Annotated in this window: 27 protein-coding genes, 1 pseudogene and 1 riboswitch; of the genes and pseudogenes, 22 read left to right on the top strand and 6 right to left on the bottom strand. The window is 42.5% G+C overall.

Annotation, left to right across the window (positions count from 1 at the left end; all coding sequences use genetic code 11):
- Nucleotides 1-175 precede the first annotated feature (175 nt).
- Genes EKM80_RS14920 through mutY form a run of 3 tightly spaced genes read left to right on the top strand, consistent with a single transcriptional unit; the run spans nt 176 to nt 2,669 of the window.
- On the top strand, nt 176-340 hold the full coding sequence (locus tag EKM80_RS14920) for a hypothetical protein (protein ID WP_164509555.1): 165 nt from the start codon (nt 176-178) through the stop codon (nt 338-340).
- The gene (locus tag EKM80_RS11580) at nt 337-1,497 is read left to right on the top strand and encodes an MDR family MFS transporter (RefSeq protein ID WP_125553368.1); all 1,161 of its coding nucleotides are present in this window, start codon (nt 337-339) and stop codon (nt 1,495-1,497) included. The genes EKM80_RS14920 and EKM80_RS11580 overlap by 4 nt, the downstream gene beginning before the upstream one ends.
- A 56-nt stretch (nt 1,498-1,553) precedes the next feature.
- A complete protein-coding gene (mutY, locus tag EKM80_RS11575; protein WP_125553366.1) occupies nt 1,554-2,669 on the top strand; it encodes an A/G-specific adenine glycosylase in 1,116 nt (371 codons plus the stop codon).
- Nucleotides 2,670-2,706: 37 nt separating this feature from the next.
- Here the strand turns inward: mutY and EKM80_RS11570 are convergent, their stop codons facing one another.
- Nucleotides 2,707-2,904 carry a hypothetical protein gene (locus EKM80_RS11570; protein WP_125553364.1) on the bottom strand — a complete coding sequence of 66 codons (198 nt, stop codon included), beginning with the start codon at nt 2,902-2,904 and terminating at the stop codon, nt 2,707-2,709.
- Between the two features lie 110 nt (nt 2,905-3,014).
- A pseudogene (gene thiD / locus EKM80_RS11565) lies at nt 3,015-3,821 on the bottom strand (bifunctional hydroxymethylpyrimidine kinase/phosphomethylpyrimidine kinase).
- Between the two features lie 142 nt (nt 3,822-3,963).
- On the opposite strand from thiD, the gene EKM80_RS11560 reads away from it, so the two are divergent.
- Complete coding sequence (locus EKM80_RS11560) at nt 3,964-4,851, top strand: RluA family pseudouridine synthase (protein ID WP_125553362.1); 888 nt, start codon at nt 3,964-3,966, stop codon at nt 4,849-4,851.
- A gap of 200 nt (nt 4,852-5,051) precedes the next feature.
- On the opposite strand, the gene EKM80_RS11555 is transcribed toward EKM80_RS11560, so the two are convergent.
- Entirely contained in the window at nt 5,052-5,273 is a 222-nt protein-coding gene (locus tag EKM80_RS11555; RefSeq protein WP_125553360.1) for a hypothetical protein, read from the bottom strand.
- Nucleotides 5,274-5,446: 173 nt separating this feature from the next.
- Nucleotides 5,447-5,572, top strand: a riboswitch (FMN riboswitch).
- 126 nt (nt 5,573-5,698) lie between these two features.
- Here EKM80_RS11555 and EKM80_RS11550 point away from each other — a divergent pair.
- Nucleotides 5,699-6,295, top strand: a complete 597-nt coding sequence (locus EKM80_RS11550) for an ECF transporter S component (RefSeq protein ID WP_125553357.1) — start codon at nt 5,699-5,701, stop codon at nt 6,293-6,295.
- 136 nt (nt 6,296-6,431) lie between these two features.
- Here EKM80_RS11550 and EKM80_RS11545 read toward each other — a convergent pair whose 3' ends face one another.
- Complete coding sequence (locus tag EKM80_RS11545; protein WP_125553355.1) at nt 6,432-7,010, bottom strand: hypothetical protein; 579 nt, start codon at nt 7,008-7,010, stop codon at nt 6,432-6,434.
- A gap of 191 nt (nt 7,011-7,201) precedes the next feature.
- Between EKM80_RS11545 and EKM80_RS11540 the strand changes: the two genes are divergently transcribed.
- Nucleotides 7,202-8,296: an FAD:protein FMN transferase gene (locus EKM80_RS11540; RefSeq protein WP_125553353.1), complete on the top strand. Its 1,095-nt coding sequence runs from the start codon at nt 7,202-7,204 to the stop codon at nt 8,294-8,296.
- Nucleotides 8,297-8,586: 290 nt separating this feature from the next.
- Here the strand turns inward: EKM80_RS11540 and EKM80_RS11535 are convergent, their stop codons facing one another.
- Nucleotides 8,587-10,236, bottom strand: a complete 1,650-nt coding sequence (locus tag EKM80_RS11535) for a phosphoenolpyruvate carboxykinase (ATP) (protein WP_125553351.1) — start codon at nt 10,234-10,236, stop codon at nt 8,587-8,589.
- 190 nt (nt 10,237-10,426) lie between these two features.
- Between EKM80_RS11535 and EKM80_RS11530 the strand changes: the two genes are divergently transcribed.
- The 14 genes from EKM80_RS11530 to EKM80_RS11465 all read left to right on the top strand — a co-directional run bounded on the left by EKM80_RS11530 (nt 10,427) and on the right by EKM80_RS11465 (nt 20,864).
- The gene (locus EKM80_RS11530) at nt 10,427-10,630 is read left to right on the top strand and encodes a hypothetical protein (protein WP_125553349.1); all 204 of its coding nucleotides are present in this window, start codon (nt 10,427-10,429) and stop codon (nt 10,628-10,630) included.
- 18 nt (nt 10,631-10,648) lie between these two features.
- Nucleotides 10,649-11,335: a hypothetical protein gene (locus tag EKM80_RS11525; RefSeq protein ID WP_125553347.1), complete on the top strand. Its 687-nt coding sequence runs from the start codon at nt 10,649-10,651 to the stop codon at nt 11,333-11,335.
- Entirely contained in the window at nt 11,332-12,219 is an 888-nt protein-coding gene (locus EKM80_RS11520; RefSeq protein ID WP_125553345.1) for a sce7725 family protein, read from the top strand. Before EKM80_RS11525 ends, EKM80_RS11520 begins: the two co-directional genes overlap by 4 nt.
- Before the next feature lie 152 nt (nt 12,220-12,371).
- A complete protein-coding gene (locus EKM80_RS11515; protein ID WP_125553343.1) occupies nt 12,372-12,743 on the top strand; it encodes a hypothetical protein in 372 nt (123 codons plus the stop codon).
- An 86-nt stretch (nt 12,744-12,829) separates the two neighbouring features.
- Complete coding sequence (locus EKM80_RS11510) at nt 12,830-13,462, top strand: DNA-3-methyladenine glycosylase (RefSeq protein ID WP_125553340.1); 633 nt, start codon at nt 12,830-12,832, stop codon at nt 13,460-13,462.
- On the top strand, nt 13,463-13,951 hold the full coding sequence (locus EKM80_RS11505; protein ID WP_125553338.1) for a DUF3013 family protein: 489 nt from the start codon (nt 13,463-13,465) through the stop codon (nt 13,949-13,951).
- 15 nt (nt 13,952-13,966) lie between these two features.
- Nucleotides 13,967-14,911, top strand: coding sequence for a 50S ribosomal protein L11 methyltransferase (gene prmA, locus EKM80_RS11500; RefSeq protein ID WP_125553336.1), 945 nt, complete (start codon nt 13,967-13,969; stop codon nt 14,909-14,911).
- A gap of 1 nt (nt 14,912) precedes the next feature.
- Nucleotides 14,913-15,680 carry an RsmE family RNA methyltransferase gene (locus tag EKM80_RS11495; RefSeq protein ID WP_125553334.1) on the top strand — a complete coding sequence of 256 codons (768 nt, stop codon included), beginning with the start codon at nt 14,913-14,915 and terminating at the stop codon, nt 15,678-15,680.
- A gap of 2 nt (nt 15,681-15,682) precedes the next feature.
- The gene (locus tag EKM80_RS11490; RefSeq protein WP_125553332.1) at nt 15,683-16,030 is read left to right on the top strand and encodes a hypothetical protein; all 348 of its coding nucleotides are present in this window, start codon (nt 15,683-15,685) and stop codon (nt 16,028-16,030) included.
- A gap of 200 nt (nt 16,031-16,230) precedes the next feature.
- Complete coding sequence (locus EKM80_RS11485) at nt 16,231-18,474, top strand: RelA/SpoT family protein (RefSeq protein ID WP_125553330.1); 2,244 nt, start codon at nt 16,231-16,233, stop codon at nt 18,472-18,474.
- Between the two features lie 22 nt (nt 18,475-18,496).
- On the top strand, nt 18,497-18,943 hold the full coding sequence (gene dtd / locus EKM80_RS11480) for a D-aminoacyl-tRNA deacylase (RefSeq protein WP_125553328.1): 447 nt from the start codon (nt 18,497-18,499) through the stop codon (nt 18,941-18,943).
- A gap of 115 nt (nt 18,944-19,058) precedes the next feature.
- Nucleotides 19,059-19,691 carry an HAD-IA family hydrolase gene (locus tag EKM80_RS11475; RefSeq protein ID WP_125553326.1) on the top strand — a complete coding sequence of 211 codons (633 nt, stop codon included), beginning with the start codon at nt 19,059-19,061 and terminating at the stop codon, nt 19,689-19,691.
- 74 nt (nt 19,692-19,765) lie between these two features.
- Complete coding sequence (locus EKM80_RS11470) at nt 19,766-20,548, top strand: AzlC family ABC transporter permease (protein WP_125553324.1); 783 nt, start codon at nt 19,766-19,768, stop codon at nt 20,546-20,548.
- Nucleotides 20,541-20,864, top strand: a complete 324-nt coding sequence (locus EKM80_RS11465; protein WP_125553321.1) for an AzlD domain-containing protein — start codon at nt 20,541-20,543, stop codon at nt 20,862-20,864. Before EKM80_RS11470 ends, EKM80_RS11465 begins: the two co-directional genes overlap by 8 nt.
- A gap of 124 nt (nt 20,865-20,988) precedes the next feature.
- Here EKM80_RS11465 and EKM80_RS11460 read toward each other — a convergent pair whose 3' ends face one another.
- Complete coding sequence (locus tag EKM80_RS11460) at nt 20,989-22,293, bottom strand: N-acetylmuramoyl-L-alanine amidase (protein ID WP_125553319.1); 1,305 nt, start codon at nt 22,291-22,293, stop codon at nt 20,989-20,991.
- Between the two features lie 392 nt (nt 22,294-22,685).
- On the opposite strand from EKM80_RS11460, the gene hisS reads away from it, so the two are divergent.
- Complete coding sequence (gene hisS / locus EKM80_RS11455; RefSeq protein WP_125553317.1) at nt 22,686-23,987, top strand: histidine--tRNA ligase; 1,302 nt, start codon at nt 22,686-22,688, stop codon at nt 23,985-23,987.
- Entirely contained in the window at nt 23,980-25,749 is a 1,770-nt protein-coding gene (aspS, locus tag EKM80_RS11450; protein ID WP_125553315.1) for an aspartate--tRNA ligase, read from the top strand. The genes hisS and aspS overlap by 8 nt, the downstream gene beginning before the upstream one ends.
- Nucleotides 25,750-25,896: the final 147 nt, after the last annotated feature.

Genomic DNA, 25,896 nt, shown 5'->3' with positions numbered 1-25,896 from the left:
TATTTTCTTGGCGATTATAAGAATAGGTCTTCATGGCCTTTTTGTCTATAGTTGGCCTAGTTCATTGGGTGTTGCACTTCAATTGTAAACTCGGCACTTATTTTTAGGTTAGTTAGTGACATGGTATAATGTGACAAGGTATTTTGAAAGAATTAAATAAAAGGGGCCGTTGTGGATGCAATTTTTAACGAAAACGACTTATTCATTTTTACTGGCAGGTATTATCTTACTGATTTTAGGCTTAGCACGACAGCAAAGGCCGTTGTGGGTTGCTGGGTTGGCTTTGTTACTGGTCAGCTTAACGCGCTATCAACAGCAGCGCCGGATGCGTAAAAAATGAGTACAGCAACAGTTAAATTACGCTGGCTGCTGTTAGCCAATTTATTGATCAATGCAGGCGCGGCGTTTATGTGGCCGCTAACGACGATTTACCTACACAATGATTTAGGCGAGAGCCTGACTACCGCTGGGTTAGTTTTGTTGATCATGTCATTATTAATGATCGCCGGTAATTATATTGGTGGGCAATTATTTGATCGTTGGCGGCCCTACGAAACAGCATTACTGAGCACTAGTTTGTCGTTGGTGGCATTGATTGGTTTGATCTTTTGGCATGATTGGCCATTCTTTGCTATTTTTTTGATCATTGTTGGTTTTGGCGATGGCATCAACATGACAATTTTGAATGCGTACGCGACGCAAGATGTCACGCATGAGCGACGTTATATTTTTAATTTGCTCTACATGGCACTTAATTTAGGCGTTGTGATCGGAACGTTGACTGTGGGCTATTTATACGCTGCAGGCATCAGCTATGTTTTTGCAGTGGCTGGTCTGTGTTATTTGTTGTTACTAGTGATCATCGCGATTACCTTTCGAGTACCAGTGACGCAAAAAGTGGCAACAAAAAACACCCCGCCAGTCCATTTAACCAAGCAGGCGCGGCATATGTTACTTGCTTTATGTGGGTTAACTTTCTTTGTCTACGCCAGCTATGCTTTGTGGGAAAGTGTTGTTTCGGTGCATTTGACTAGCCTACACATTCCCTTTCATTATTACAGCCTATTGTGGACATTTAATGGTTTATTGATTGTTTTTGGCCAGCCGGTGGTCACACATTTCGGAGCTCGTTTTGCTTTACCGAAAGTTGTTTTGTTAGGCATCAGTTTATTTGCCGTATCTTTTTTCTGTTTGATTTACGCGCGCACCTATACTGGCTTTGTCATAGCAATGTTAGTTCTGACAGTTGGCGAAATGCTAGGCAACCCATTATTACCAGTTTGGGTCGATACCTTAGCCAGTGCTGAACAAAAAGGTCGGCTGCAAGGTGATCTTAACATGGCATTATCACTAGGGCGGGCGTTTGGTCCCTTGATCGGCGGAGTATTAGTTGATCATTTTTCGTATGGGCTGTTATTTACACTAGCCGGTATGAGTATTTTGATCGTGCTCGCTATTGTCTTCATTGTTTGGCGGCGGCAAAATCGGGTGGTCTGACGAGCTGCTTAAAATTAAGCGTTTATAAAATGTATTTTTAGATTAGGAGCAACTTTATGCAACAATGGTCACCAGAAAAAATTAAAGCATTTCAGACGACATTATTAACTTGGTACGATCGGGAAAAGCGTGATTTACCGTGGCGGAAAGATCATGCGCCTTATCATATTTGGGTCTCAGAGATCATGCTGCAACAAACGCAGGTACAGACGGTGATTCCGTATTATCAGCGTTTCATGGCTACTTTTCCGACCGTAGCTGATTTGGCGACAGCGCCAGAAGGTGAGTTATTAAAAGCCTGGGCGGGCCTCGGCTATTATTCGCGAGTACGTAATATGCAAAAAGCCGCCCAACAAATTATGGACGACTATCAAGGGGATTGGCCGCAAACGGCAGCAGAGTTAGAAAAGCTAGCTGGTATTGGGCCTTATACAGCGGGCGCCATTGCCAGTATTGCTTTTAATGAACCAGTGCCTGCAGTTGATGGTAATGCTTTTCGTGTGTTTGCACGACTGTTTGAAATTGATGCCGATATTGCTAAACCGCAAACGCGCCAGCTATTTTATAATGTGATCAAGGAAGTTATCGCAACTGACCGACCAGGGGATTTTAACCAAGCAATCATGGATCTAGGCTCCAGCTATATGACTGCCAAAAATCCCGATAGTGCCCATTCGCCGGTCCGTGATTTTAATCAAGCTTATTTGGATGGCAAGGAATTAGATTATCCAGTTAAGTCGAAAAAGCCGCGGCCAGTGCCGGTTAATTATTTTGCCTTGGTGATTAAAACACCAACCGGCTATTTATTTGAGCAGCGGCCACGGACGGGGATGCTGGGTGAGTTGTGGACGGTGCCCTTATTAAAATGGTCAGATTTGGCCGAAAATGCTGCTGATTTATTATTACCGGACCTAGTGACATTGGTGACTCAGCAGTTTACGGAAAATACGCAAATTAAGCTGGCCTTAGGCTTACTGGGTGGTCGCCCAGTCACACATACCTTCACACATCAGAAGTGGCTAATCACGCTGTTATATGCCGAATTAGCAGTCACTCCTGAACTAAGTTATTTTCCGGGTAAAGTTGTGGCGCCAGCTGATTTTGCGACGATTGCCCAACCGAAAGTACAGTTAAAAATTTGGCAACGTTTTGAACAAATTAGCGAGCACTAAAAAAGAGTAAGCGCGCGGCGAATAATGCCGTCGACGCTTACTCTTTACTAGGTTGATCAGTTAACATACCGGCGCGATCTTCAAAATAGAAGATGCTAGTGACTAAAATTAAACCAGCTAAACTGGTGAAAATAACTTTTACTAGGGCTATCTGCCAAGAAATTTCTAAAATTGGTAAAATAATTACAAACAGAATAACGCTGATCACCACGTTACGCCAAAACTTATGACACACGATCAAGACCTCACTTTATTTAAAAATATTGGGGCATATACTTCGTCGAAAGCAATCATAGCAGATAAGTTTCAGCGGTGCAAGCCTTTCAATAAATTAAAATTTTACAGTTAATCTTGGTACGCCCAATGGTTGATAGGACCGAATTTGTGGCCGACTTGGATTTCATTAGCAATTGCCACGTGGACAAACTTTTTGGCGGTACGAATAGCAGTTTCAATGTCGACGCCCTTAGCAATTTCCGCAGTGATACAAGCTGAAAGTGAGTCGCCAGTACCGTTGACGCGGTCAGTATCGATGTAAGGTTCCGCCAGCCAGAAAGACTTGCCAGACGCTAAGAGCACAAAATCACGGACCTCAGTTTGTGTGTTATCGTGATGCTGGCCCTTAACAATAACATTTTTAGCACCCATTGCTTATAATTTATGGGCGGCTGTTTCCATGTCGGCATCGCTGGTGATTTTCATTTCCGCAAATTTTTCTGCTTCAAAGAAATTTGGTGTGATCACCGTCGCTAGTGGGACTAATTCTTCACGCAAAGTGGTAAAAGCACTTTCTTCTAGTAATTGCGCACCGTGTTTAGTCATGATCACGGGATCAACGACAAGTGGGCCAAAATCGTATTTTTGATAATTTTTGACCACATTTTTAATTAGGGTACTGTCAGCTAACATCCCTGTTTTAGCCGCCCGAATCTTATAATCCGCGTCTAAATCAGCGAATTCTTGATCAATAAAGTCAGTTGGTAGGGAAATACTAGCGTGGATGCCATAAGAATTACCAGCAACGCAGGTCGTCATCACCGCAGCGCCATGAACTTTACGTGCAAAAAAGGTAATTAAATCTGCTTGCATACCGGCGCTACCATCGCTATCAGAACCAGCTATTGTTGCTGCTTGGGGAAACTCATTTGCCATTTAACTCACTCACCTTTATTATAAATTGGCTTCATTATACTTAAAAAACACGACTATTGATAGGTCTAGTTTCTATTATAAGGTAATATAATAGTTGCTGGGGATTTTCAGAACAAAGTTAATCATGAAATGGAGCGTCAAAATGGAATTTAGTTGGCATAAAACTGATGATAAAGTAGAAAAGGTGCGGCATTTTTTGCAACATCACGGGGTCAGTGGTCGCTTGTTTAAGCAGGTCACTGGTCAAGGACAGATCTTGATCAATGGTCAATTAGCCGCTTCAACTGGAGCGTTAGTGACCCAAGCTGATCAAGTGACAATTAAATTACCACCAGAAAAAAAGGCACATCAAGTAACAATTAGTACTCAGCCATTAAAAGTGATTTACGCGGATGCTAATTGGTTAGTTGTTGATAAACCAGCGGGCTTGTCCAGTATCCCCGGGCCAACTAATCAAACGGATACGTTATTAAATCGAGTGCAAGGCTGGTTGCAGCAACAAAATGATACTGAAGCGGTGCCGCATGTAGTCACGCGATTAGATCGCTTTACCAGCGGTATTGTTTTATTGGCGCGGCACCGTTTTGCCCATAGCTTGATTGCCAAGCAATTACAGGCTCATACCATTGATAAGCGCTATTATGCAATCGTATCTGGTCATTTAACGTCTACCCATGGTTTTATGACCCAACCACTAGGCCGGCAAGGCGACGAAATTCGCCGGCGGGTAATGGCTGATGGCAAAGCAGCTAAAACGGAATATTGGCAACTTGAGCAGTTAGCCGCGGCCACTTTTGTTGAAGTGAAACTTTATACCGGGCGGACACATCAGATTCGTGCGCATTTTACGGATGCAGGCCATCCATTACTGGGTGACCAACTTTATGCTGGTCCGTTAGATTTAGGAATCACCCGCCAAGCACTACATGCCTATGAATTAAGCTTTTATGATCCATTCACACAACAAACAATGCATTTCACTAGTCCATTACCAGCGGATATGCAAGCAGTACTAGCGTCAGATAATTGAGCAGGATGCGCCAATGGGAAGTACTATTTAGCGAATAAGCGCCTAACCATAAGTTCATGAGTTAGGATAAACGCTTTAGTTGGTCCAAATAGATTAAGCGATAGTTGCTAGCGTTTTTGCAGTATATGCGTATAAAAATGCCGGTAAAACAGTCAGACAACTGTTTTACCGGCATTTTACGTACTAACTGACGACAGATACTATAGGCGTTTTGAAATGTGATAACGATTAGCGCTAGTAGCATCCTGCTTAGCATCGGCTGCGTTGAAGATTGCGTAAGTTTCACCGTTGATTTCCTTGACGATCATTAATTCATTTTGTTTCTGATCGCGGTGAAAAATTTCAGCGCTGCGCATTGCTTCGTTAAAATCATGACCACTGGCGATGGCATCACCAGGATTAAAAAAGACAATTTCATTCATCGGCGCCACTCCCTTGTATTTTGATACTTTAATTGTAACTGAAAATGCTATAAATAACAGTAAACAAGCCGTAAAATTTAGCTTGTTTAAGTTGATCACAAATAGTTACAACAAAGTAGTTGTATTTGTTACGCTTTCATGCTAAGCTAAGTCTGTAAAAAAATTTAATAAAGGTTCGTCTTCAGGGCAGGGTGTAATTCCCGACCGGCGGTGATAGTCCGCGACCCATCAAGTGATTGGTGGCCGAATTGGTGCGATACCAATACCGATAGTTAAAGTCTAGATAGAAGAAGATAGGCTTATTTCACGCGATATAGAAAATAAGACTAGCGCTATCATTGTCCTTTAAAGACACAATGATAGCGCTTTTATTTCGTGTGAGATGAACTACTTGCCTGAAGTGAATCCTTTTAGGAGGATTTATCATGGAAAAAATGGGTGTCAGAAAGTTAGTCATGATTGCAATGATGGCAGCAATCTCGTATTTGTTAATGCTGTTTAGCTTTCCAGTTTTACCGGCAGCACCGTTTCTTAAGCTCGACTTCAGTAATTTGCCGATTTTCTTGAGTATGTTTTTATATGGGCCAGTAGCGGGAGCGTTCACCACGTTAATTACTGGCTTACTTGATTTCATTACGCGGGGGTCTGGGGTTCCTGGATTAATTGGCGAGGCTGCCTATTTCTTAGCAACGATGTGCTTCAAACTGCCAGTTTACTATTTCTTCAAACGGGATCATTCGGCTAAGGTTAGCCGGCCGAGCATGTTTGCTGGATTTATAACGGGCACATTATCGTTAACTGTTTTTATGAGTTTAGCTAATCTCTTTGTGCTATTGCCAATTTACATGAAGTTTTCTGGTATTCAAATCAATGCAACAACACTGAATTTAGTGGCGACGACAGTTGTGCCATTTAATTTGATTAAAGGGGTGTTGGTCAGCGTTGTTTTCTTAATCGCCTACGAGCGGTTATTGCCATGGCTATCGCGCAAGGTGCTACCCCAACAAGTAAAGAAAGTCTGAGGACTTAAATAAATATAGTTTGGCTGTAATACTTAAAGAGGCTGTGACACAGGTAACATTATGTCACACTCTTTTTTTATAAGCGCAAAATAAATACGGCGTTACGACAGAATAATTAGGTCGTAACGCCGTATTTTTAATTTAATTTTTCATTAGTATGGTGAAATAATAAATTATCTGGTCCCCAAAACTGTAAAAATGAAATGTCTTTATAGGCAAGAATAATTGGTTTACCATGTTGATAGGTCAATTGATCAAAAGGCAAGCAGGTGAAATGATGTGCTGTTGCAGCAACGACTTGATCAAGCGGTACAATATCAAAGCGACCGGATAATGTGATATAGGCGCGCTCTTTAGTTAATGCTGTAAACAAGTTAGGCAATAATTGCTTGGACCATTGCGTGACTGTTTTTTCTTTTTGACTGAGGTTGAAAGGGTCATAGTGGTCGTGTTCTTTTAAAAAGGCTTGGTACGTTGTAACGATTTTTAAATAAGGTGTCATGCTACGGACACGCTTGAGCCGTTTAAGTGCAAATAATGTGAAACCAGCGAATTGACCATGAGCATCTAGTGTCGCTAAAATCAACCAGCGATGGTCGCTCAAAATAGGGTAGCCCACTTCGAATTCACCGGCTTGCTTTTTAACGTAGACCTCCACCAGTGTATGTTGTTGCTTAGCTTTTTCAATTTGACTTAGAATCTTTACCTGTTTCAATCCATCCACCTCACAATTAGTTTCCGTCACCATTGTATCGAATTTGTTGTAGAAAAGAAACGATAATTCACTAAATTCAGCTGCGGCTTATTGTAATAGCGTTCTCATTTAGATACACTAGAGAGTGTTTCAAAAGTCTGCCATTCTAGAATTGGGGGACCGTAAGTAAATGGATAGAGGGGAAATACAACATGTTACGAAAACGACCAGCAATCATCGCGGCGGTGATGTTACTGCTATTACCACTAGTCTTAACTGCTTGCACTACTAAAAAGCCGGCGGCACCGGTTATTTCTGAGCCATATAAACGCAGTGAATTTATGTTGGGGACGATCTGTACGTTGTCAATTTATAATAAAGGTAAGAAGAAAGTCTTGCAGAAGGGCTTTGATCGCATTAAAAAAACCGAAAATCAGGCAACCTTGACCAAGGCACATTCTGAGCTAGATAAAATCAACGCTAATGCAGGCATCAAGCCAGTTAAAGTGAGCGCAGATATGTGGCCGTTAATGGAGAAGGCAATGTATTATAGTAAAAATTCTGCGGGTGCCTTCGATATGTCGATTGGGGCAATTACTAATTTATGGAAAATTGGCTTACCTGGTGCACGCGTACCAGCACAATCAGAAATTGATAAGGCCTTACCATTAGTGGACTATCATGATGTTAAGCTAGACGCTAGTAAACGAACTGTTTATTTAACGAAAAAAGGGATGCGCTTAGACTTTGGCGGTATCGCTAAAGGCTACGTCGCCGATCAAGTTCGTGAAGTTTTCCGCAAAAATGGTGTTAATACCGCAATTATTGATCTAGGTGGCAATGTTGTTGTTATGGGTAACTCACCAGCCGGTAAGAATAAGCCATGGCAAGTGGGTGTCCAAGATCCTTATGGGACTCGTGGAACAGCATTAGGGACGTTGCCAGCTAAAAACCTATCGGTGGTTACTGCTGGTATTTATGAGAAGTATTTAAAAGCTAATGGCCATACGTATATTTATCTCTTTGATCGTAAAACGGGCTACCCCTACGAGAATAGTCTAGCTGGGGTGACCATCGTATCACCTAAGTCAGTTGATGGTGATGCCTTATCCAACGCTGCCTTTAATAAAGGGGTTAAAGGTGGGCTAGCGTACATCAATGGCAAGCACAAGAAGAATATTCAAGCCGTGTTTGTTACTAAAGATAAGAAAGTTTACGTTAGCAATGGCTTGAAGAAAACCTTTAAGCTGACCAAAGATTCGGGATATAAAATGGATGATCCTAGCCAACTAACCGCCAATGAATAATTAACATAATTTAAATTATGTAAACTAAAAGCTTGCTATGTCCAAATCATAGTAAGCTTTTTTCATACTGTAAAATCAAAAAAATATGATATATTCTTTTTTAAATAGCATTATACAGGTAATAATAAAATATATATATTATATAATCGCTTAAAATAACATTAAAAGATTGTTTGTTCTTTATTGAAAAGAATCAATTTTAGCGCTGAATTTGATCATATTGACCCAACAAAAAATGGCGCCAGTAGAAATAATTTTCTACCGACACCATTTTCTAGTTGCTCGTTTATTTATTCTAAGGCACTAATCAAATCAGCTAAGCTACTGCTAATTTCTTTTGGTAGCGGATATTGCTGATGATTTGCTTCGTATTTAGCTACCCAATCTAAACGAATTTGTAAACGCGTCTTTAACATTGCTAAGTAGTTAGTATCAGCAAAATCAACTGGGAAATCAGCAAATGGCGCATAGCTTAAGTGCTCAAGTGGGCCAAAGTCTTGCCAGTTAATTTTCTGGTTAACAATGTCTTCTAAAATACCCAGGGTGACTTCTTTAGGAATCTTCTTACCGTTATAGTAGCCAGTGTTGAGAATGTAGCAGTCAACGTGCCGGTCAGCAAATAAACTCTTAAAGTCAGCGTAATCTTCGGCTAAAGGATAAGCACGGAAAGGATCAGCAAACGGTTCGATGACTAACGCGTTACGATCAACGTTACCAACTAAGTTTTCTGCTGAAGAACGTTTTGTCGCTAAGGTAGCACCAAAAGTGGCGGCTAAAGTTGGGTCAGTGATTCGTACGACAGGTGGTAAACTATCATCCTTCATGATCCAAAAAACAGCGTTGATTGGGGCTTCTTCCTTGTCGACCCGGTTAGCTGAAGCGTAACGGGACTTGATCGTGCGACCGTTACCGTTACGCAGATCTTCAGTTACCAGTACCTTCTTGCCAGCTTCATTTAAGGTAACCCCAACATTCATCAAAGTCATAAAGTACTTAGTTTCGTCAGTACCTGATGGATAATCGTTGGTTTTATCAAAATAAGCGGGTTCCAGAGCAACAGAACTACCATTCTCACGTGAAATAACGAAAGCATCATCGTGTAACACGGTAGTCTTGAAGCGGCCACCATGCTTCGCGTGGGTTAAGGTTGACTTACCAGAACCGGATAGGCCAAACATTGCAAAGACTTGATCAGGCCGATCATCAAAGTGGAACGCTTTTTCGCCGCCATGACACGCAACGTAGCCGTGGCGGTGTGCTGTTGCCCAGGCCAAGGTCAAAGTTGATTTCTTTAATTCTCCAAAATAGCGCATCCCCAAAATAGCGGCAACATTATGTTGAGCATCAAATAAGGCAAGCCCATCAGGAAAATCAGGGTGGTGGAAGTTAGGATCAGCATAAATGAAGATATCGCCCTCAGAATAAGGCTTAGACTGTGCATAGCGTGCTTGATAGGTTTGATTAAGTGGTTGGAAATTCAACATATATGATAGTAAATTATTTTCGTAACCTTCAGGAACAGCTAAATGAGCCGTAACCATAAAATCTTCGTCAAGACCGACTACAACGTTCGTCTTATAGAATTGCTGCTCGGTGCCAGCAAAAATAGCATCGCGTAAAATGCCGGCAAACTTAGCTTGATCGACGTCAGCATCACCAATTCGGCGCCGTGCTGCAGCCGTCCGACCAATGACACGACCGTGATTATTGACGAGCATCACTGCGTCAGCTGGTAAGCCTAATTCGTCGGTATGACTAATTGGCAGATCAGTGACGGTGGTTTCCGGAGCTACCTTAGCTAGCTCATAAGCTGTGGCGATATCATTAACCGCAACCATATTATTGCCATAAAAAGCGGATTCAACAGTGGTGCGAATTTGTGAAAAAATTGGATTAGCCTTGCGGATGTCTTTTTCTGCATAGTTACCAATCGTACTCATATTGATCACCTCTCCTTTGTGTATGCGCTTACAATTATAGTACCACAAATTATCACAGATGTCTTAGACAAAAAGTGATATCTGTACGCGCGCATACTTTATAAAAATTAGTAATGACACTTATAATTCGGCAACGTAGCGGTAAAAAATGCTACAATTAAAACAAATAAAATGGTAGGGAGTTTTGGTGATGAGCCATTCATTAGATGCACGTTTGCTCGGGCGGCATTTTGTTATTGATGAAACTAATTATAGCGGTATGGTCAGTTTTTTTGGTATCTTTTATCACTTTGTTGCGGCCACACGACTTCACCTAGGTGATGAGGTCGTAATTACGGCGGTGACAGCGGAGCATTTGATTGTTACTAAGGCGACGGAAGTATTGAATTATTAGTGAAGGGATTTTTAGATAGTGAAAACAAAGCAAACATTGGCCATAGAGCAAGCTTTATATGCTTATTGTAGTGAGAAGGGTTATTCAGCGGTGGAAGAGGTGACATTGCCGGACGATTTAGGTATCGTTGATATGGTCGCTTTACGCACTGATGAACAGCAACAGCAGGAGTGGCGCTGTTACGAATTAAAAATTTCCAAGGCTGATTTTCATTCGACAGCACGGCTATCTTTTGTTGGTCACTACAATTACTTTGTGCTAACGGCGGCATTATATACCCAGGTCGCAACGAAAATTCCGCCACACATTGGGGTATTACTTTACCATCCGTTTAAAAAAGGCGCAGCGGTGGCCGTTCCGGGTTATTTAACCGTGGCCAAAGCGGCACGCCGCCAAGAATTACTGACCACGGCCAACGTGCTGACCACGCATTTTATGTTGGCGTTGGCGCGGGAAGCCGCTAAGTTTAAGCAAGCTAATCTGGGGTTAGCAGCTTATTCAACTGAACGCTTGTATGCTGAATTGCGTAAACGGGGCCATCATTATGATCCCAGTCAATTAATCCCTAATTATTATGAAACATTTATTAAGAAAACGCGCGCTGATGCAGTGACGCAACTAAAAGCCGAATTGGCCGCAACGGAAGCTGATTATCAGCAACTGTTGCGGCGTTATCATCAAGTTAGCGTGGCGCCAAGTAAATGACAATTTATTATCCTTATTTACGTGGTAAGCAGTTCGAACTACAAGCGTTGCTAGCACTATTAAATACGCAACAATTGCCGGCAACGGTGATTCCAATTATTGAACCTGTCCGTGATTCACGCTACCTAGTTGATTGTGTAGCGGCTTTTGTCACTGCTAGGCGGCCGTTGATTGTGATCGTAAATCCGCAAGTTGGCACTTATGAGCAACACCGGCAGCAACGCTTTCCACTAACTAAATGGTGGGCAAGTCCTTGGTTGCGGGCTGGCTTGTTAGTTAGTGAGACGGTAGCGCTAAGCGATTACCAAGCTGCGGCCGTGCTGATCTATACGCAGCCGACTGTGTTATTGCGGTTACCGGCACCGCAACCACAGCAGTTAGTGATCGTTGGCCCTAGCCATCGTTTATGGCGGCAGCTGAACGCTCAAGTGACCTTGACTGACCCAGTACCCCGCGGCTGGGATGGTGCTGATTATTTACTACAACCGCGCACTTTTTTTGGTGATCAGCCTTGGTTTTCTGATACTGTTGGGTTCAGCGATTTTGTGATTGCCGGTGCCGGTTATAGTGAAAAGGGCTATCCGCTGCCGTATGTTCGCTTATCACTAAGTGTGCCGTACCACCGGCAGCTGTGGCTACAGCATTTTATTTCGACTGACTTTAGCGACTTCAAGCAGCCAAAAGCCAAATATTTTAGCGCCGGAACACAATTAATGGCTTGGCTTGCGGAGCATCCGGAAATGCCGTCAACACAAGGCTTGCAAGCACTGGAACAAAGCTTACGTGAACAACATTTCCCCGGCCTAGGTAAAGTCAAACAATGGTTACTAATGCACCATATTGAATTAGTGGGCAGCATTTTATCGATAACAAAACAGCCGTAGTAACGGTTGATAAGACTGGTATCAGCTCGTTGAATATGGCATAATTAAAACAGTGAAATTTTAGGTGTAAAGGTTAATGCTAACGGTTTTAGCTGGCTGTAGGGTGCGTTTGAGTCAAGATAATAGATAATTATTAGTGAGGAAGGGTTCGTGTGGCAATTAAACAGACATGGCACGTTTTATTTTATACGAAGCAGTTTACTGCAGAGCAAGTGCATACTTTTGTCGATGATTTGAAGAAAGAGCCTAATTTTGGCGGTTTACCGATCGAGCAAGTAACATTTGATTACACGACAAAAGAAATGTTGTACACAACGTTTATCTTCACCGCACCGCAAGCTATTGATAAAAAAATGCAACACGATATGGCGAAATATTTATATGCGCGGGTCGTTCATCCTGGTGGCCTTGACACGAAGCAATATTATGAAGTGGTTAATCAGTCCAGTAAAGATCTGGGAATTGAATATTACGATTACGCGGATGGTACATTAGATATTATGCTTTGGGGCAAACAAGCTTAACGCGACTAATAAGGGAACTCGTCGGCGTAACTGGCGAGTTTTTCGTTGCCGTGAATTGAAATGGCTAATGTAAGAAGGTCAAACCAATGAATTTTGCCGATTATTTTGAGCAAACCGCTACGGTTACGGTGGCACAGCAATTATTAGGCGCGCAACTGATTTATCACAGTTCGGCTGGGCTGTTATCTGGCTATATTGTGGAAACAGAGGCCTATCTAGGCGAGCTAGATCAAGCAGCACATGCGTTTGCTGGGCACCGTTCAGCTAAGAATGAGGCCTTGTACCGTGCAGGTGGTACGATCTATATTTATACCATTTACGGTCAATTTCTCTTAAATGTGATCACGCAACCAGCAGGTGTGCCGCAAGGTGTTTTGGTACGGGGACTTCAGCCAAATTTAGGGCAGAACGTCATGCAGCTTAATCAACCACAGGCAAAGTTAGCGTTTGATCTAACTAACGGACCAGGCAAATTAATGGCGGCATTAGGTATTCAAAATCTTGACCTGAATTTAAAAAGCTACGCCACTAGTGCGTTGAGCTTGAATCTAACTGACACGAAGCAACCGCTGCAAATCATAGCCGCACCAAGAGTTGGCATCAAGGTCAAAGCCAAATGGCAAACGGCGCCACTACGCTTTTACGTGGCACACAATCCGTTCGTCTCTAAAATGCCAAAACGGGCAATGAATCTAGAAAATTATGGGTGGCAAAATTAAATGAAAATAACCATGTTAGACTATTTAGCGGCACAAGCTGCCAATTATGCCGGTGAAGGTCAAATTGAACTGAACTGGGATAAGCAAGAACATGTTTTTGAGCTAACGTTAAGTTTGACCGCACAAAATAAAGACGGGCAGGCCGTCACTGATGCAGCCGGCCAATTAAGTGAGCAAAATAAAATTGATTTTCAGGATCAGATTTTAATTTATGATCCCCAGCGCTTAGATCCGGCAGCGCTTGCTGATGATTATCTGGCGTTACTGCCATTTGCTGGTAAAAAAGGATTAGCTAAGCAAACGATCGACGGTTTGTTTACCTATTTAACCGATGTAATGGCTGAAGGTCTAAGTGATCTAATGGACTTTTTAAACGACGCTACCGTCACTACCTTTGCATTAAACTGGCAGCCAGAAGTTTTTGCGCAACAAGTGGCGGCGCAGGGACCAATTGTAGCAACTGATTATCTAGCTTATCCACGATATTAGTAGAGGTGATAAATTATGGAATGGACTGAAGTAAAAGTATTAACAGCAACTGAAGCCGTAGAGGCCGTAGCCAATATTTTAATGGAAGCTGGCGCAACTGGCGTTCAGATCAATGATTCGGCTGACTTCAAGCCGGAATCAATGGGTCCATTTGGTGAAATTTTTGACCCGAGCAAGCATCCGCATATTGAAAATGGTGCTGAGGTCAGCGCCTACTACCCAGAAACGATTTTTCTACCGGAAATTTTACCGACGATCAAACAGCGAGTCAGCCATTTAGTTGATTTTGGTTTGGCAATTGGGGCTAATCAAGTCACCACAGCGGCTGTTGATGAGGGCGCTTGGGCAACGGCATGGAAGAAATATTATCATCCCGTGCGCGTAACCCGGTATTTAACCGTAGTACCTAGCTGGGAAAAGTATCAACCACAACAGACTGACGAGCAATTGATTATTTTAGATCCAGGGATGTCTTTTGGTACCGGCACCCACCCGACAACAAAACTGGCTTTACAGGCATTAGAAACTACAATTCGTGGTGGTGAGACGCTTTTAGATGTAGGGACTGGCTCTGGTGTACTGAGTATTGCCGCCAAGCAATTAGGTGTTGGCCGCGTTTTAGCTTATGATCTTGATGATGTTGCTGTGCGCGCCGCAGCAAGTAATTTAGCTTTGAATCCAGTGGCGGCTGACGTTACGGTGAGCGCTAATAATCTATTAACTAACATTACGCAAAAGGCAGATATTATTGTTGCCAATATTTTGGCTGAAATCATTTTACCGCTGATTCCTCAGGCACAACCATTACTTAACCCCAATGGCTATTTAATTTTGTCAGGCATCATTGCCGATAAAGTCGCTAGCATTAAGCAATCATTGGTCGCAGCTGATCTGACAATCGTGCAAGTGTTAAATGAAGGCGATTGGTACGGTATCATCGCGCAGCGGCAGGAGGATTAGGATGCAACGTTATTTTATTTCCACAACCATTGCGGCTGGCGCACAAGCTGAATTAACTGGCGAAGCAGCGCACCATATCCAACGGGTAATGCGTGGTCAAGTGGGCGATGAAGTTGAAGTCGTCACTGATCAACAAGCTTATCGCAGTAAGATTGTCGCTTTACAGCCGGATCAGGTAAGTGTTCGCTTAGCCGCCACCCCATTACCTAGTCCAGAAATGCCTAATCAAGTCATTATTGCTTGTAGCATTGCTAAAAAAGATAAGGCTGATTGGATCGTGCAAAAAGGGACTGAACTGGGTGCTAGTGGTTTTACTTTCTTTTCTAGCCAATATGGTGTCGCCAAATGGGAGCCTAAACGGCAGGATAAAAAATTGGTCCGCTTACGGAAGATTGCATTGGAAGCAGCACGGCAGTCGCATCGAAATCAGCTACCAACGGTGACCATTCTGCCTGATTTAACTGCGTTGTTGCAAGTGCCAAAAGATTATGGCGTTGTGGCCTATGAAGAATCGGCGAAGCAAGGTGAAGCCGCGGCGTTAGTGACCACGGCGCAACAATTAGTGGGTGGGCAAACACTGATTGCTGTCTTTGGCCCAGAAGGTGGCTTAGCGCCAAAAGAAGTTGAACAATTAAAGGCAGCTGGTTTTATGGCAGCGGGATTGGGACCACGTATTTTACGTGCAGAAACGGCACCACTCTATTTGTTAAGTGCGTTATCAACGTTATGGGAACTACGTGGCGCTAATTTTAAAAACGCGGAGGCTTAATTTTGCAAAAAATCAAACAATTACTTAAACGGCCATTGGTCCAAGTTATTTTATTTAGTCTAATCGTGACTTGGCTATTTCCACTGGCTTTTCACTGGTTAGCAGTTGCAAAAGTGATTCGGATCGCTGCTTTATTTATCATTGTTAACATGGTAGCGGCAATTGCGGTCGGTATTTATTTGGCTAATCGGCATTTAGCTATTTGGTGGGTATTAATTTTTCCAGTTGTTTTTGCTGGGATCATTTACTTAATGTATGGGCGTTACGGTTATTGGTTTGCTGGAACGTACCTAATTTTAAGTTATCTAGCTTATAGTATGCGCAAATCGGTACTGGCAGTTGCAAAATAGGCGACCTCAGGTATAATTCATTTGATGGCTGAAGAACGGGTTGCCCGTGCTATAATAAAGGCAATGATGACTGCATGATTGGCATCTGAAATCATTCATCACCTGGGCATAATGTGAGTGATCAATTATGATGATGAAGCACGCACGCTGTCTAACGACCGTGCTGTTTTTGTATCAAAGTAGATAAGGATGTGGGGTTTATGGCTGAAGAAAAAGTTTATACTGCTGACGAAAGTATTAAGTTAGTTGAAACCTATATGAATGATGCACACGTGGCTTTTGTGAAGAAGGCACTTGACTTTGCGACCTATGTGCACAAGGAACAGTCCCGTCAGTCCGGCGAACCCTATATTGTTCATCCGATTCAAGTGGCTGCTATTTTGGCTGAGTTGAAAATGGATCCAGCAACGGTTGCATCAGGATTTTTACATGATGTTGTTGAAGATACGAACATAACTTTAGGTGATATTCAGGAATTATTTGGTCAAGATGTTGCGGTGATCGTTGACGGCGTGACTAAGTTAAGCAAAATTAAATACGTGGCGCATAAGGACGAGTTAGCTGAGAATCATCGTAAAATGATTATTGCGATGGCCAAGGATTTACGGGTGGTCATGGTCAAATTAGCCGATCGCTTGCACAATATGCGGACGCTAAAGCATTTACGACCAGAAAAACAGCGCCGTATTGCTAATGAAACATTGGAAATCTATGCGCCATTAGCTGATCGTTTAGGGATCAGCCAGTTTAAATGGGAATTAGAGGATACAGCGTTACGCTATCTAAATCCACAGCAGTATTACCGAATCGTTCATTTAATGAACTCAAAACGGACGCAGCGGCAGGCCTATATTGATGAAGCGATTACGCAAATTAAAGCATCAATGACCGATTTTAATATTAAATACGAGATTTACGGTCGGCCTAAGCATATCTATTCGATTTATAAAAAAATGCGCGATAAGCACAAGCAATTTGAAGAGATCTATGATTTACTGGCGATTCGAGTTATTGTGGACACCATTAAGGATTGCTACGCTGTTTTAGGTGCGATCCATACCAAGTGGAAGCCAATGCCCGGCCGCTTTAAGGATTATATTGCCATGCCGAAAGCCAACATGTATCAATCGTTGCACACAACGGTGATTGGTCCTAAAGGCCAACCGCTGGAGATTCAGATTCGGACTGAGGAAATGCATCAGGTCGCTGAATATGGTGTGGCGGCGCATTGGGCCTATAAAGAAGGCAAGCGTGATGAAGTTAAGTATGATTCTAATGGTAAGAAAATTGATATGTTCCGTGAAATTTTAGAGTTAGGCGATGAAACTTCTGACGCTGCTGATTTTATGGAAAGTGTCAAAGGCGATATTTTTTCCGATCGAGTTTACGTGTTTACGCCTAAAGGGGATGTTTACGAGCTATCCCAAGGTTCAGGACCGCTTGATTTTGCCTATACGATTCATACTGAAGTTGGTAACAAAACAGTTGGCGCCAAGGTCAATGGCAAAATTGTGCCGTTAAACTATCAGTTGAAAAATGGTGATATTGTTGATATTTTAACTTCACCAAATTCGACACCAAGTCGTGATTGGATCAATTTGGTTAGTACTAGCAAGGCGCGCAACAAGATCAAGCGTTTCTTCAAGCAAGCTGATCGGTCCGAAAATATTGACAAAGGCCGCGATATGCTGGAGAAGCAGTTAACCGATATGGGCTTTTTGCCGAAAGACTATTTGAACAAGGATGTCTTGGGCCAAGCAATCAATCGGTTTAACTTTAGCAACAGTGATGAATTGCTGGCTGCCGTTGGCTACGGTGAATTAACACCATTAGTCGTTAGTAACCGATTAACTGAAAAAGCCCGGCATGAACGGGAAAAGGCCGCACAAGAGCAACAATCACGGGATGTCTTGGTCACCGATACTGCGACTTCGAAGAACAAAGGGAAGACCAAGCCTAAAGAACCAGGCGAAAAATTAAAGATCAAGCACGAAGGCGGCGTGGTTATTCAAGGCGTCGATAATTTATTGGTTCATTTAAGTAAGTGTTGTAACCCAGTGCCTGGGGATGAAATTGTTGGTTATGTGACTAAAGGCCGGGGCGTGTCCATTCATCGATCAGATTGTCCTAATGTGCAAAATGCAGTTGACACGGCTAACCGTTTAATTGAAGTTGAATGGGAAGATGCTGCGGCTAAAGGGACTACGTATGATGCAAATCTAGAAGTTTACGGCTACAATCGTTCTGGCTTATTAAATGATGTTTTGCAAACGTTAAACGCGCAAACAAAGAACTTAACTTCAGTTAGCGGTAAGGTCGATCATGATAATATGGCGACAATTCATGTCACCGTAGCGATCACTAACTTGGCTCACTTAACCCGCTTGATCGATAGCATCAAAAATATTCCAGATGTTTATAGTGTTAAACGCTCTAACGAATAGCAATCAAAGGGAGGTTCTAGCTGTGCGCGTAGTCTTACAGCGGGTCAAGCAAGCTAGTGTCAAAATCGATCAACAAATCGTCGGGGCGATTCAGCGCGGTTATTTACTATTAGTGGCGGTGCGTGATACCGATACGGAAGCTGATGTCGATTATTTAGTCCATAAAATCAGTAAATTACGTGTTTTTGAAGATGAACAAGGCAAGATGAACCTAGCCATAACTGATGTTGGTGGTGCTATTTTGTCAGTTTCGCAGTTTACACTTTACGCCGATACGCGTAAGGGCAATCGGCCTGGGTTCGCCAATGCGGGGCAGCCAGAAAAGGCAACACGTTACTATGATTGGTTTAATCAAAAATTACGCGCAACTGGGATTGAGGTTGCCACTGGTGAATTTGGTGCGAATATGGCCGTTGCGTTGATCAATGACGGACCCGTGACGATTTTATTTGATACGGAAAATAAATAAGTGTTGCGGATAACTGGCTTAGGTTTTATAGTTAAAACCCTATTCGACGCAGTAATTTTTCAAATAGGTATTAATTAAAAGAATATTAGGCAAATAGAAAGCAAGGGATTATTATATGTTACAAGCGGCAATTTGGGATTTTGACGGCACCCTTTACGATACTTATTCAGGCATTATGCAAGCATTACAGCAGTTAGTTGATGAATACGGCCTTAAAGTGGAACGCCAAAGTTTATACCGCCTGATCAAGGAAGACTCAGTTAAAACTGCGATTCAACAGTTTGGACAAACCTTAGACATTGCACCAGAAAAACTTTCAAAACACTATCATGAAATCGAGCACGCAACGCAACAAGCGCCGCAACCATTTGTAGGTGCACTGGAAACCTGCCAAGCGATTATTGCGGCGGGCGGACAGAATTTTTTAATGACCCATCGTGATCGTGGATCAGAGCGCTTTTTAGCGGCGGGTGGGTTTTTACCTCTATTCGGTGAATGTGTCACCAGTGAGCAGAATTTTAAGCGTAAGCCTGATCCAGAGGCAATCAACTATCTAGTGACGAAGCATCAACTTGATCCAGCGACAACGGTAATGATCGGTGATCGACCACTAGATGTTGTTGCGGGCCAAAATGCTGGCGTTAAGGGTTGCTTCTTTGATGTCGACCAATTTCATAGTGCACCTACCGCCGATATTATTATCAATCAGTTACCTGAGATCATTCCCTATTTTCAAGCCCAGAAGTAAAACAGGGCTATAAATCTACTGACCCAATATGTTATAATCACTTAGGTTTGTTTGCTAGATTTGGAGGCTTACTTTTGAAAGTAGAGGACAAAAATTGGTTTAACGTATTTAAAATTGCCTTACCACTTTGTATAAGTTACATACCGATCGGATTGGCCTGTGGTATTTTATTACATTCAGCAGGGTTTAATATTTTATTTACCGGCTTATTATCGATCATGGTTTTTTCAGGTGGGGCTCAGTTTCTAATTGCGTCAATGCTAGTCATCCATGCACCATTATTGCAAGTCCTGTTAATGCTTTTTTTCTTGGAGATGCGCTACGCATTATTATCTGCAAGCTTATCACCATTTTTAAAAAAAGAACCGGTGCCGTTTTTGATTTACTTCTCCAGTTCAATGAACGACGAGAATTATGCAATCAATTATTTGAAATTCGCTACTGATAAGAAATGGAATGGGCATCAAGCAGTGATGGTCAATCACTTTTCATTATTGTTTTGGACGATCAGTAATATGGTCGGTTCAACAGTTGGTAATTTGATCCACTTTGATGTTAATTTAGTCAACTTTACGCTGACGGCTTTGTTTGGTTATATGCTGGTTATGCAAATTAAAAACTTGCTGTCAATTCTTGTTGCTAGCTTATCCGCAATTCTATCCGTGTGGCTGATCATTGCGATGCGGAGCACAATGGGCTTAGTTGTTGCCACGTTGGTGTCTTCATTCCTCGGCTTCTTGATCGAACATGGTCTAGAAGGTAGGTCCAATCCATTGCTGCTGCGTTCGCTACGCTTACGCCGCCGTCATGAAGGCTTTAAAGACTCACCAAAGGAGACGACCGACGACCATGAGTAACCTAGATTATTTTATTTTAATTATAACCGCGGCTATGGTTGCGTTCATCCCGCGGGTGATTCCATTGCTGTATTTTTCCAAGCGAAAGATCCCAGTGTGGTTCAATGAATGGATGAAATATATTCCGGTAGCACTATTTACGGCGTTGATCGCCAAGGATGTTTTTGTGACTTCAAACTATACTTATAATGCTAAAAATTTAATCGAAATCATTTCAACGATTTTAGTTTTCCTAGTTGCTGCGAAAACAAAGTCAATGTTAGTAACGGTCGTGGTTGGCTTGGTTGCTATTATGGGTTTAGCGTTAATTTTCTAAAACTGATCTGTCAATTGAGCATCTGCTTAGCTGACAGTTTTTTTATACGGTCAAAAATGCCCTACAATTATTAGACAGTTAAGTCTAACAATTGTAGGGCATTCATAGCTGCTGTAGCGTTTTTCTATTTGAAGTAACGGGTCAATCCTTTATAGATATCACCGGCGACTTCATTTTGATAACTGCTGGAACGAATTTGGGCATAGTCTTTACTATCATTAATATACCCGAGTTCGAGTAAGACTGCGGGCTGTTTATTATCACGTAGGACTAAGAAGTTACCGAACTCAGTACCGCGATTGGGCAATGGCAGATTATCTAGTTGTGTATTCAGTGCTTTGGCCAATGGCTTATCTTTGGACTTACCGTAATAATAAGTGGTTGTCCCACTAGCTTGATTACTTTTAGGACTGGAATCTAAATGGATACTGATGAAGGCGTCAGCGTGAACTTTTTTGGCCAATGCTGGTCGCGGCGCTAAATCAACAAATTTATCTGATTTGCGGGTCAAGACGACATGGGCACCGCCTTGCCGTAATTTAGCGGCGATTTTTTTGACAATTTGTAAGGTGAACGTTTTTTCGTACGTGTTCTTTTGCGAAAGTGCACCAGAATCATTGCCACCATGACCAGCGTCTAACACGATGGTGGCTTCAGCCAAATCACTGGCGTTGGTAGTCACTGGCTTATTAGAAGATGATGGTGTAACTGTCCAGTTAGCCACATAGCCGGTTTGACCAGCCTTAGTTTGAACTTTATACCAATCACCAGCAGTTGCTAAATAAGTCAGCTGCGTTTTTTGCTTCAAGGTGGCTTTGACGTGGCCGCCAATGGCTGGGGTTGCGCGTAATTTAACGTTAGCATCATTAAGCGTTAAACTTTTAATACTAGAATCAACGGTTAACTTAGTGTTTGCGGTAGTCGCATCAGCAGTGCTCTGTTCAGTAATGTAAGCACTTTTGACCCAAGCCACTGTTTTTTGAAATAAAATCTGACTCCAACCGGTTTTTTCGTAAACAACCGTGACTGTGGCGTCTTGTTGCAGCGTACCTAATGTATCACTGTCATCGGCTGGATTCTCTTTAGCGGCGACGTTAGCGGTATTGATCGTACCTTGTGTGTTGGTTGCTGAACTGATTTCGGTATTTTTAAGCAACCAGCTGGCGACCCAGCCAATTTTATCGTTGCCGAGGCGAACTTGGTACCAACTGTTTTTTTGCGTGATCACCGTGATTTTGTCGTCCTTTTTTAATTGAGCCATCGTTTCATAGGCGAGTCCTGGTCCCATGCGGAAGTTGACCGTATTTGCAGTCACGGTGATCGTTTCTTGACGAGCGTAGGTAGTGCTGGGGCGGGCAAGACTACTGCCAGCAAAAATTAAGCTTAGTAACAGGACCAAGCCGAAAATTTTTATAGTTGGATAGCGCAATTCTTCACCTTCAAAAGATTAATTAGTTTTATTATAGCAAATACTGAGCAATGACACAGCATTTTTCGCCAGACCGACTTGACTTTTCGGTCTATTTTCGGTAACGTAATTATGAACTTAATATAACCAATGACAAAGTAAGCTTGCCGGAAAGTTGTTTTCTAGAGAGCGTCAGCTAGGCTGGAACTGACGTAAACACCCCGGTGACATGACACTTTTGAGGTAAAGCCCTGTGCTTTCGCGAACAGCGTTATCTGATAAGTGATCAGAATTATTTTTTAATTTTGGTCGAATTATTATTAAGGTGGTACCGTGCAATCAATGCGCCCTTGTCAAAGACAGGGGCGCTTTTTATTTTGTTTGCGCGCTATTAGAAGAAAGGAAGTTTATATATGGGTTACCAACGACCAAAAGGGACGGCGGATATTTTACCTGGTGAAGCAGAAAAATGGCAGTACGTCGAACAAACGGCGCGCCAAGTTTTCAGTCATTACCAATTCAATGAAATCCGTACGCCAATTTTTGAAAGCTTTGATGTTTTCTCCCGTTCAGTGGGTGATACATCCGATATCGTCACCAAAGAAATGTATGATTTTTATGATAAAGGGAAGCGGCACATTGTTTTACGGCCAGAAGGAACGGCTGGAATCGTGCGGGCTTATGTTGAGAACAAGTTATTTGGTCCTGAACATCCCAAACCAGTTAAGGTCTATTACATGGGACCAATGTTCCGTTACGAACGGCCACAATCAGGGCGGATGCGTGAATTCCACCAAATTGGGGTAGAAGCGCTAGGCAGCCCTAGTCCAACCGTTGATGTTGAAACGATTGCGATGGCACTCGGCTTGTTTAAAGAGTTAGGGATCACTGGTTTGAAATTAGTGATCAATACCTTAGGCGACCTAGCTTCGCGGCAAGCATACCGCCAAGCTCTGATCGATTTTCTAGAACCTCATTTTGCTGAATTAAGCGAAGACTCGCAAGTTCGGCTGCACAAAAATCCTTTACGTGTTTTGGACAGTAAGGATAAAAAAGACCAAGCAATCGTCGCTGATGCGCCATCGATCTTAGATTTCCTAGATGAAGAGTCAACCGCACATTTTAACACGGTGAAAACTTTATTAGATAACTTAGGCATTGCCTATGAAGTTGATTCAACGATGGTTCGTGGCCTAGATTATTATAACCACACAATTTTTGAAATTATGTCGAACTCAAAAGCCTTTGGTGGTCAGTATATGACCATTTGTGCAGGTGGTCGTTATAACGGCTTAGTTGAAGAAATTGGTGGCCCAGCTACACCTGGTTTTGGCTTTGGCCTCGGTTTAGAACGCCTGTTACTAGTTATGGCCGCTGATGACATTGAAGTCCCTGTAACGACTGAATTGGCCGCTTACGTGGTGGGTATTGGCGCTGAAGCGATACCAACTGTGGTGCAAGTGACACAAACGATTCGTAACGCTGGCTTTACGGCGGAACATGATTACTTAGACCGCAAACCGAAAGCACAGTTCAAAATGGCGAACCGGTTAAACGCCGAATTGGTGATCACAATCGGTGAAAGTGAATTAGCGACAAAATCAGCGCATTTAAAAAATATGGCGACTGGTAATGAAATCACTGTACCGTTAGCCGAAATCGAACAAGATTTTGCGGCAGTACGTGCGCAAGTAAGGGGAGAACAACGTGGATAAACGAACAACTTATGCAGGTTTAGTCAATGAACAATACGTTGGTCAGGAAGTAACATTAATGGGTTGGGTGCAAAAACGCCGCAACCTAGGTAACTTGATTTTTATTGATCTACGTGATCGTGAAGGCATCGTTCAATTAGTTTTCAGTCAGGAATTTAGCCATGACGCTTGGGCAGTTGCTGACAAAGTTCGTTCGGAATACGTTATCGAAGCTAAAGGTAAAGTTACGCAGCGGGCGGCTGACGCTATCAATCCCAATATGAAAACTGGTAAAGTTGAAGTTGAAATTCATGATGTAACGGTTTTGAATACTGCCAAAACACCACCATTTTATATTGAAGATAACATCAACGTATCTGCTGATCTGCGGATGAAATATCGCTATTTGGATCTACGCCGGCCAGAAATGTTAAAAGGTTTGCTGATTCGTAACAAAATTACCCAAGCGGCACACCGTTATTTAGATGAAACTGGCTTTATTGACGTCGAAACACCTGATTTGACCAAGTCAACGCCAGAAGGTGCCCGGGACTATTTGGTGCCATCACGGGTTTACCCTGGTCATTTCTACGCTTTACCGCAGTCACCCCAATTATTTAAACAATTGTTGATGGGTGCAGGGATCGATCGTTATTACCAAATAGCGCGTTGTTTCCGTGACGAAGACTTGCGTGGTGATCGCCAACCTGAATTCACCCAGATTGATTTAGAGACTAGCTTCTTAGATGCTGAAGCAATTCAAAGCTTAACTGAAGGCTTGTTGAAGGCTGTTATGAAGGCAACTAAGAATATTGATTTAGAAACGCCAATTCCGCGAATCACTTGGAATGAGTCGATGGCCCGTTATGGTTCCGACAAGCCAGATATTCGTTTTGGAATGGAATTAACGGACTTATCTGACTTAATGGCCGACACTGAATTTAAAGTCTTCAGTGGTGCGGTTGCTAACGACGGCCAAGTTAAGGCTATCTGTGTGCCTGGGGCCGCTGATAAGTATTCACGTAAAGACATCGATAAGATCCAAGACTACGTCAAACGATTTGGTGCTAAAGGCTTGGCTTGGTTGAAGCTAACTGATGACGGCTTCACTGGACCAATCGCTAAGTTCTTTAAAGGCCAAGAAGACGTGATTGGCGGCCGCTTAGGCGCTAAAGCTGGTGACCTATTATTATTTGTCGCTGACAGCCGTAAAGTAGTCGCGGATACCTTAGGTTATTTGCGTAAATTCTTTGCCAAAGAAATGGACATGATCGATGAAAGTAAATTTGCCTTTATCTGGGTCGTCGATTGGCCATTATTCGAATATGATGAAGGTATCCAACGCTGGACTGCAGCACATCATCCCTTTACCATGCCGAATGAAGAAGACGTGCATTACTTAAATGATGGGGAAGATCCACATAAAGCCCATGCGCAAAGTTATGATATCGTCTTAAACGGTTATGAATTAGGCGGTGGCTCAATTCGTATCCACCAACGGGATATCCAAGAAAAAATGCTGAAGGCTTTAGGTATTTCACCAGAAAAAGCCCAAGAACGTTTCGGTTTCTTACTAGATGCCTTAACTTACGGTTTCCCACCGCACGGCGGCCTAGCAATTGGTTTGGATCGTTTTGCCATGTTATTAGCCGGCAAAGACAATATTCGTGAAGTCATTGCTTTCCCTAAGAACTCTAAGGCGGGCGATCCCTTAACTGATGCCCCAAGCAAGGTTTCGAACAAACAATTATTAGATCTTGATTTAACCATTTACGATAAATAAAGTGTAACGCAGCTACCTGAAAAGGCGGCTGTGTTTTTTTATTTGGTGTTTGTAAATTAATATAATAAAATTATAATACTATCATATAAAATTAAGAGTGTTTAAATAATTATGTGTAAATGATTTATTGGGAATTGAAAAAGGGAA

Source organism: Loigolactobacillus jiayinensis (assembly GCF_003946445.1).
GTDB lineage: Bacteria > Bacillota > Bacilli > Lactobacillales > Lactobacillaceae > Loigolactobacillus > Loigolactobacillus jiayinensis.
The sequence above is the reverse complement of the archived record's forward strand: the minus strand, read 5'-3'. Positions and strand labels throughout refer to the sequence as shown.

Coding starts and splice junctions, on each gene's coding strand:
- EKM80_RS11555 (WP_125553360.1), bottom strand. CDS start 5,273: ATGAATGAAATTGTCTTTTTTAATCCTGGTGATGCCATCGCCAGTGGT.
- hisS (WP_125553317.1), top strand. CDS start 22,686: ATGGGTTACCAACGACCAAAAGGGACGGCGGATATTTTACCTGGTGAA.
- EKM80_RS11540 (WP_125553353.1), top strand. CDS start 7,202: ATGTTACGAAAACGACCAGCAATCATCGCGGCGGTGATGTTACTGCTA.
- EKM80_RS11510 (WP_125553340.1), top strand. CDS start 12,830: ATGAATTTTGCCGATTATTTTGAGCAAACCGCTACGGTTACGGTGGCA.
- EKM80_RS11535 (WP_125553351.1), bottom strand. CDS start 10,236: ATGAGTACGATTGGTAACTATGCAGAAAAAGACATCCGCAAGGCTAAT.
- EKM80_RS11485 (WP_125553330.1), top strand. CDS start 16,231: ATGGCTGAAGAAAAAGTTTATACTGCTGACGAAAGTATTAAGTTAGTT.
- EKM80_RS11465 (WP_125553321.1), top strand. CDS start 20,541: ATGAGTAACCTAGATTATTTTATTTTAATTATAACCGCGGCTATGGTT.
- EKM80_RS11505 (WP_125553338.1), top strand. CDS start 13,463: ATGAAAATAACCATGTTAGACTATTTAGCGGCACAAGCTGCCAATTAT.
- EKM80_RS11560 (WP_125553362.1), top strand. CDS start 3,964: ATGGAATTTAGTTGGCATAAAACTGATGATAAAGTAGAAAAGGTGCGG.
- prmA (WP_125553336.1), top strand. CDS start 13,967: ATGGAATGGACTGAAGTAAAAGTATTAACAGCAACTGAAGCCGTAGAG.
- EKM80_RS11580 (WP_125553368.1), top strand. CDS start 337: ATGAGTACAGCAACAGTTAAATTACGCTGGCTGCTGTTAGCCAATTTA.
- EKM80_RS11530 (WP_125553349.1), top strand. CDS start 10,427: ATGAGCCATTCATTAGATGCACGTTTGCTCGGGCGGCATTTTGTTATT.
- mutY (WP_125553366.1), top strand. CDS start 1,554: ATGCAACAATGGTCACCAGAAAAAATTAAAGCATTTCAGACGACATTA.
- EKM80_RS11550 (WP_125553357.1), top strand. CDS start 5,699: ATGGAAAAAATGGGTGTCAGAAAGTTAGTCATGATTGCAATGATGGCA.
- EKM80_RS11495 (WP_125553334.1), top strand. CDS start 14,913: ATGCAACGTTATTTTATTTCCACAACCATTGCGGCTGGCGCACAAGCT.
- EKM80_RS11475 (WP_125553326.1), top strand. CDS start 19,059: ATGTTACAAGCGGCAATTTGGGATTTTGACGGCACCCTTTACGATACT.
- EKM80_RS11520 (WP_125553345.1), top strand. CDS start 11,332: ATGACAATTTATTATCCTTATTTACGTGGTAAGCAGTTCGAACTACAA.
- EKM80_RS14920 (WP_164509555.1), top strand. CDS start 176: ATGCAATTTTTAACGAAAACGACTTATTCATTTTTACTGGCAGGTATT.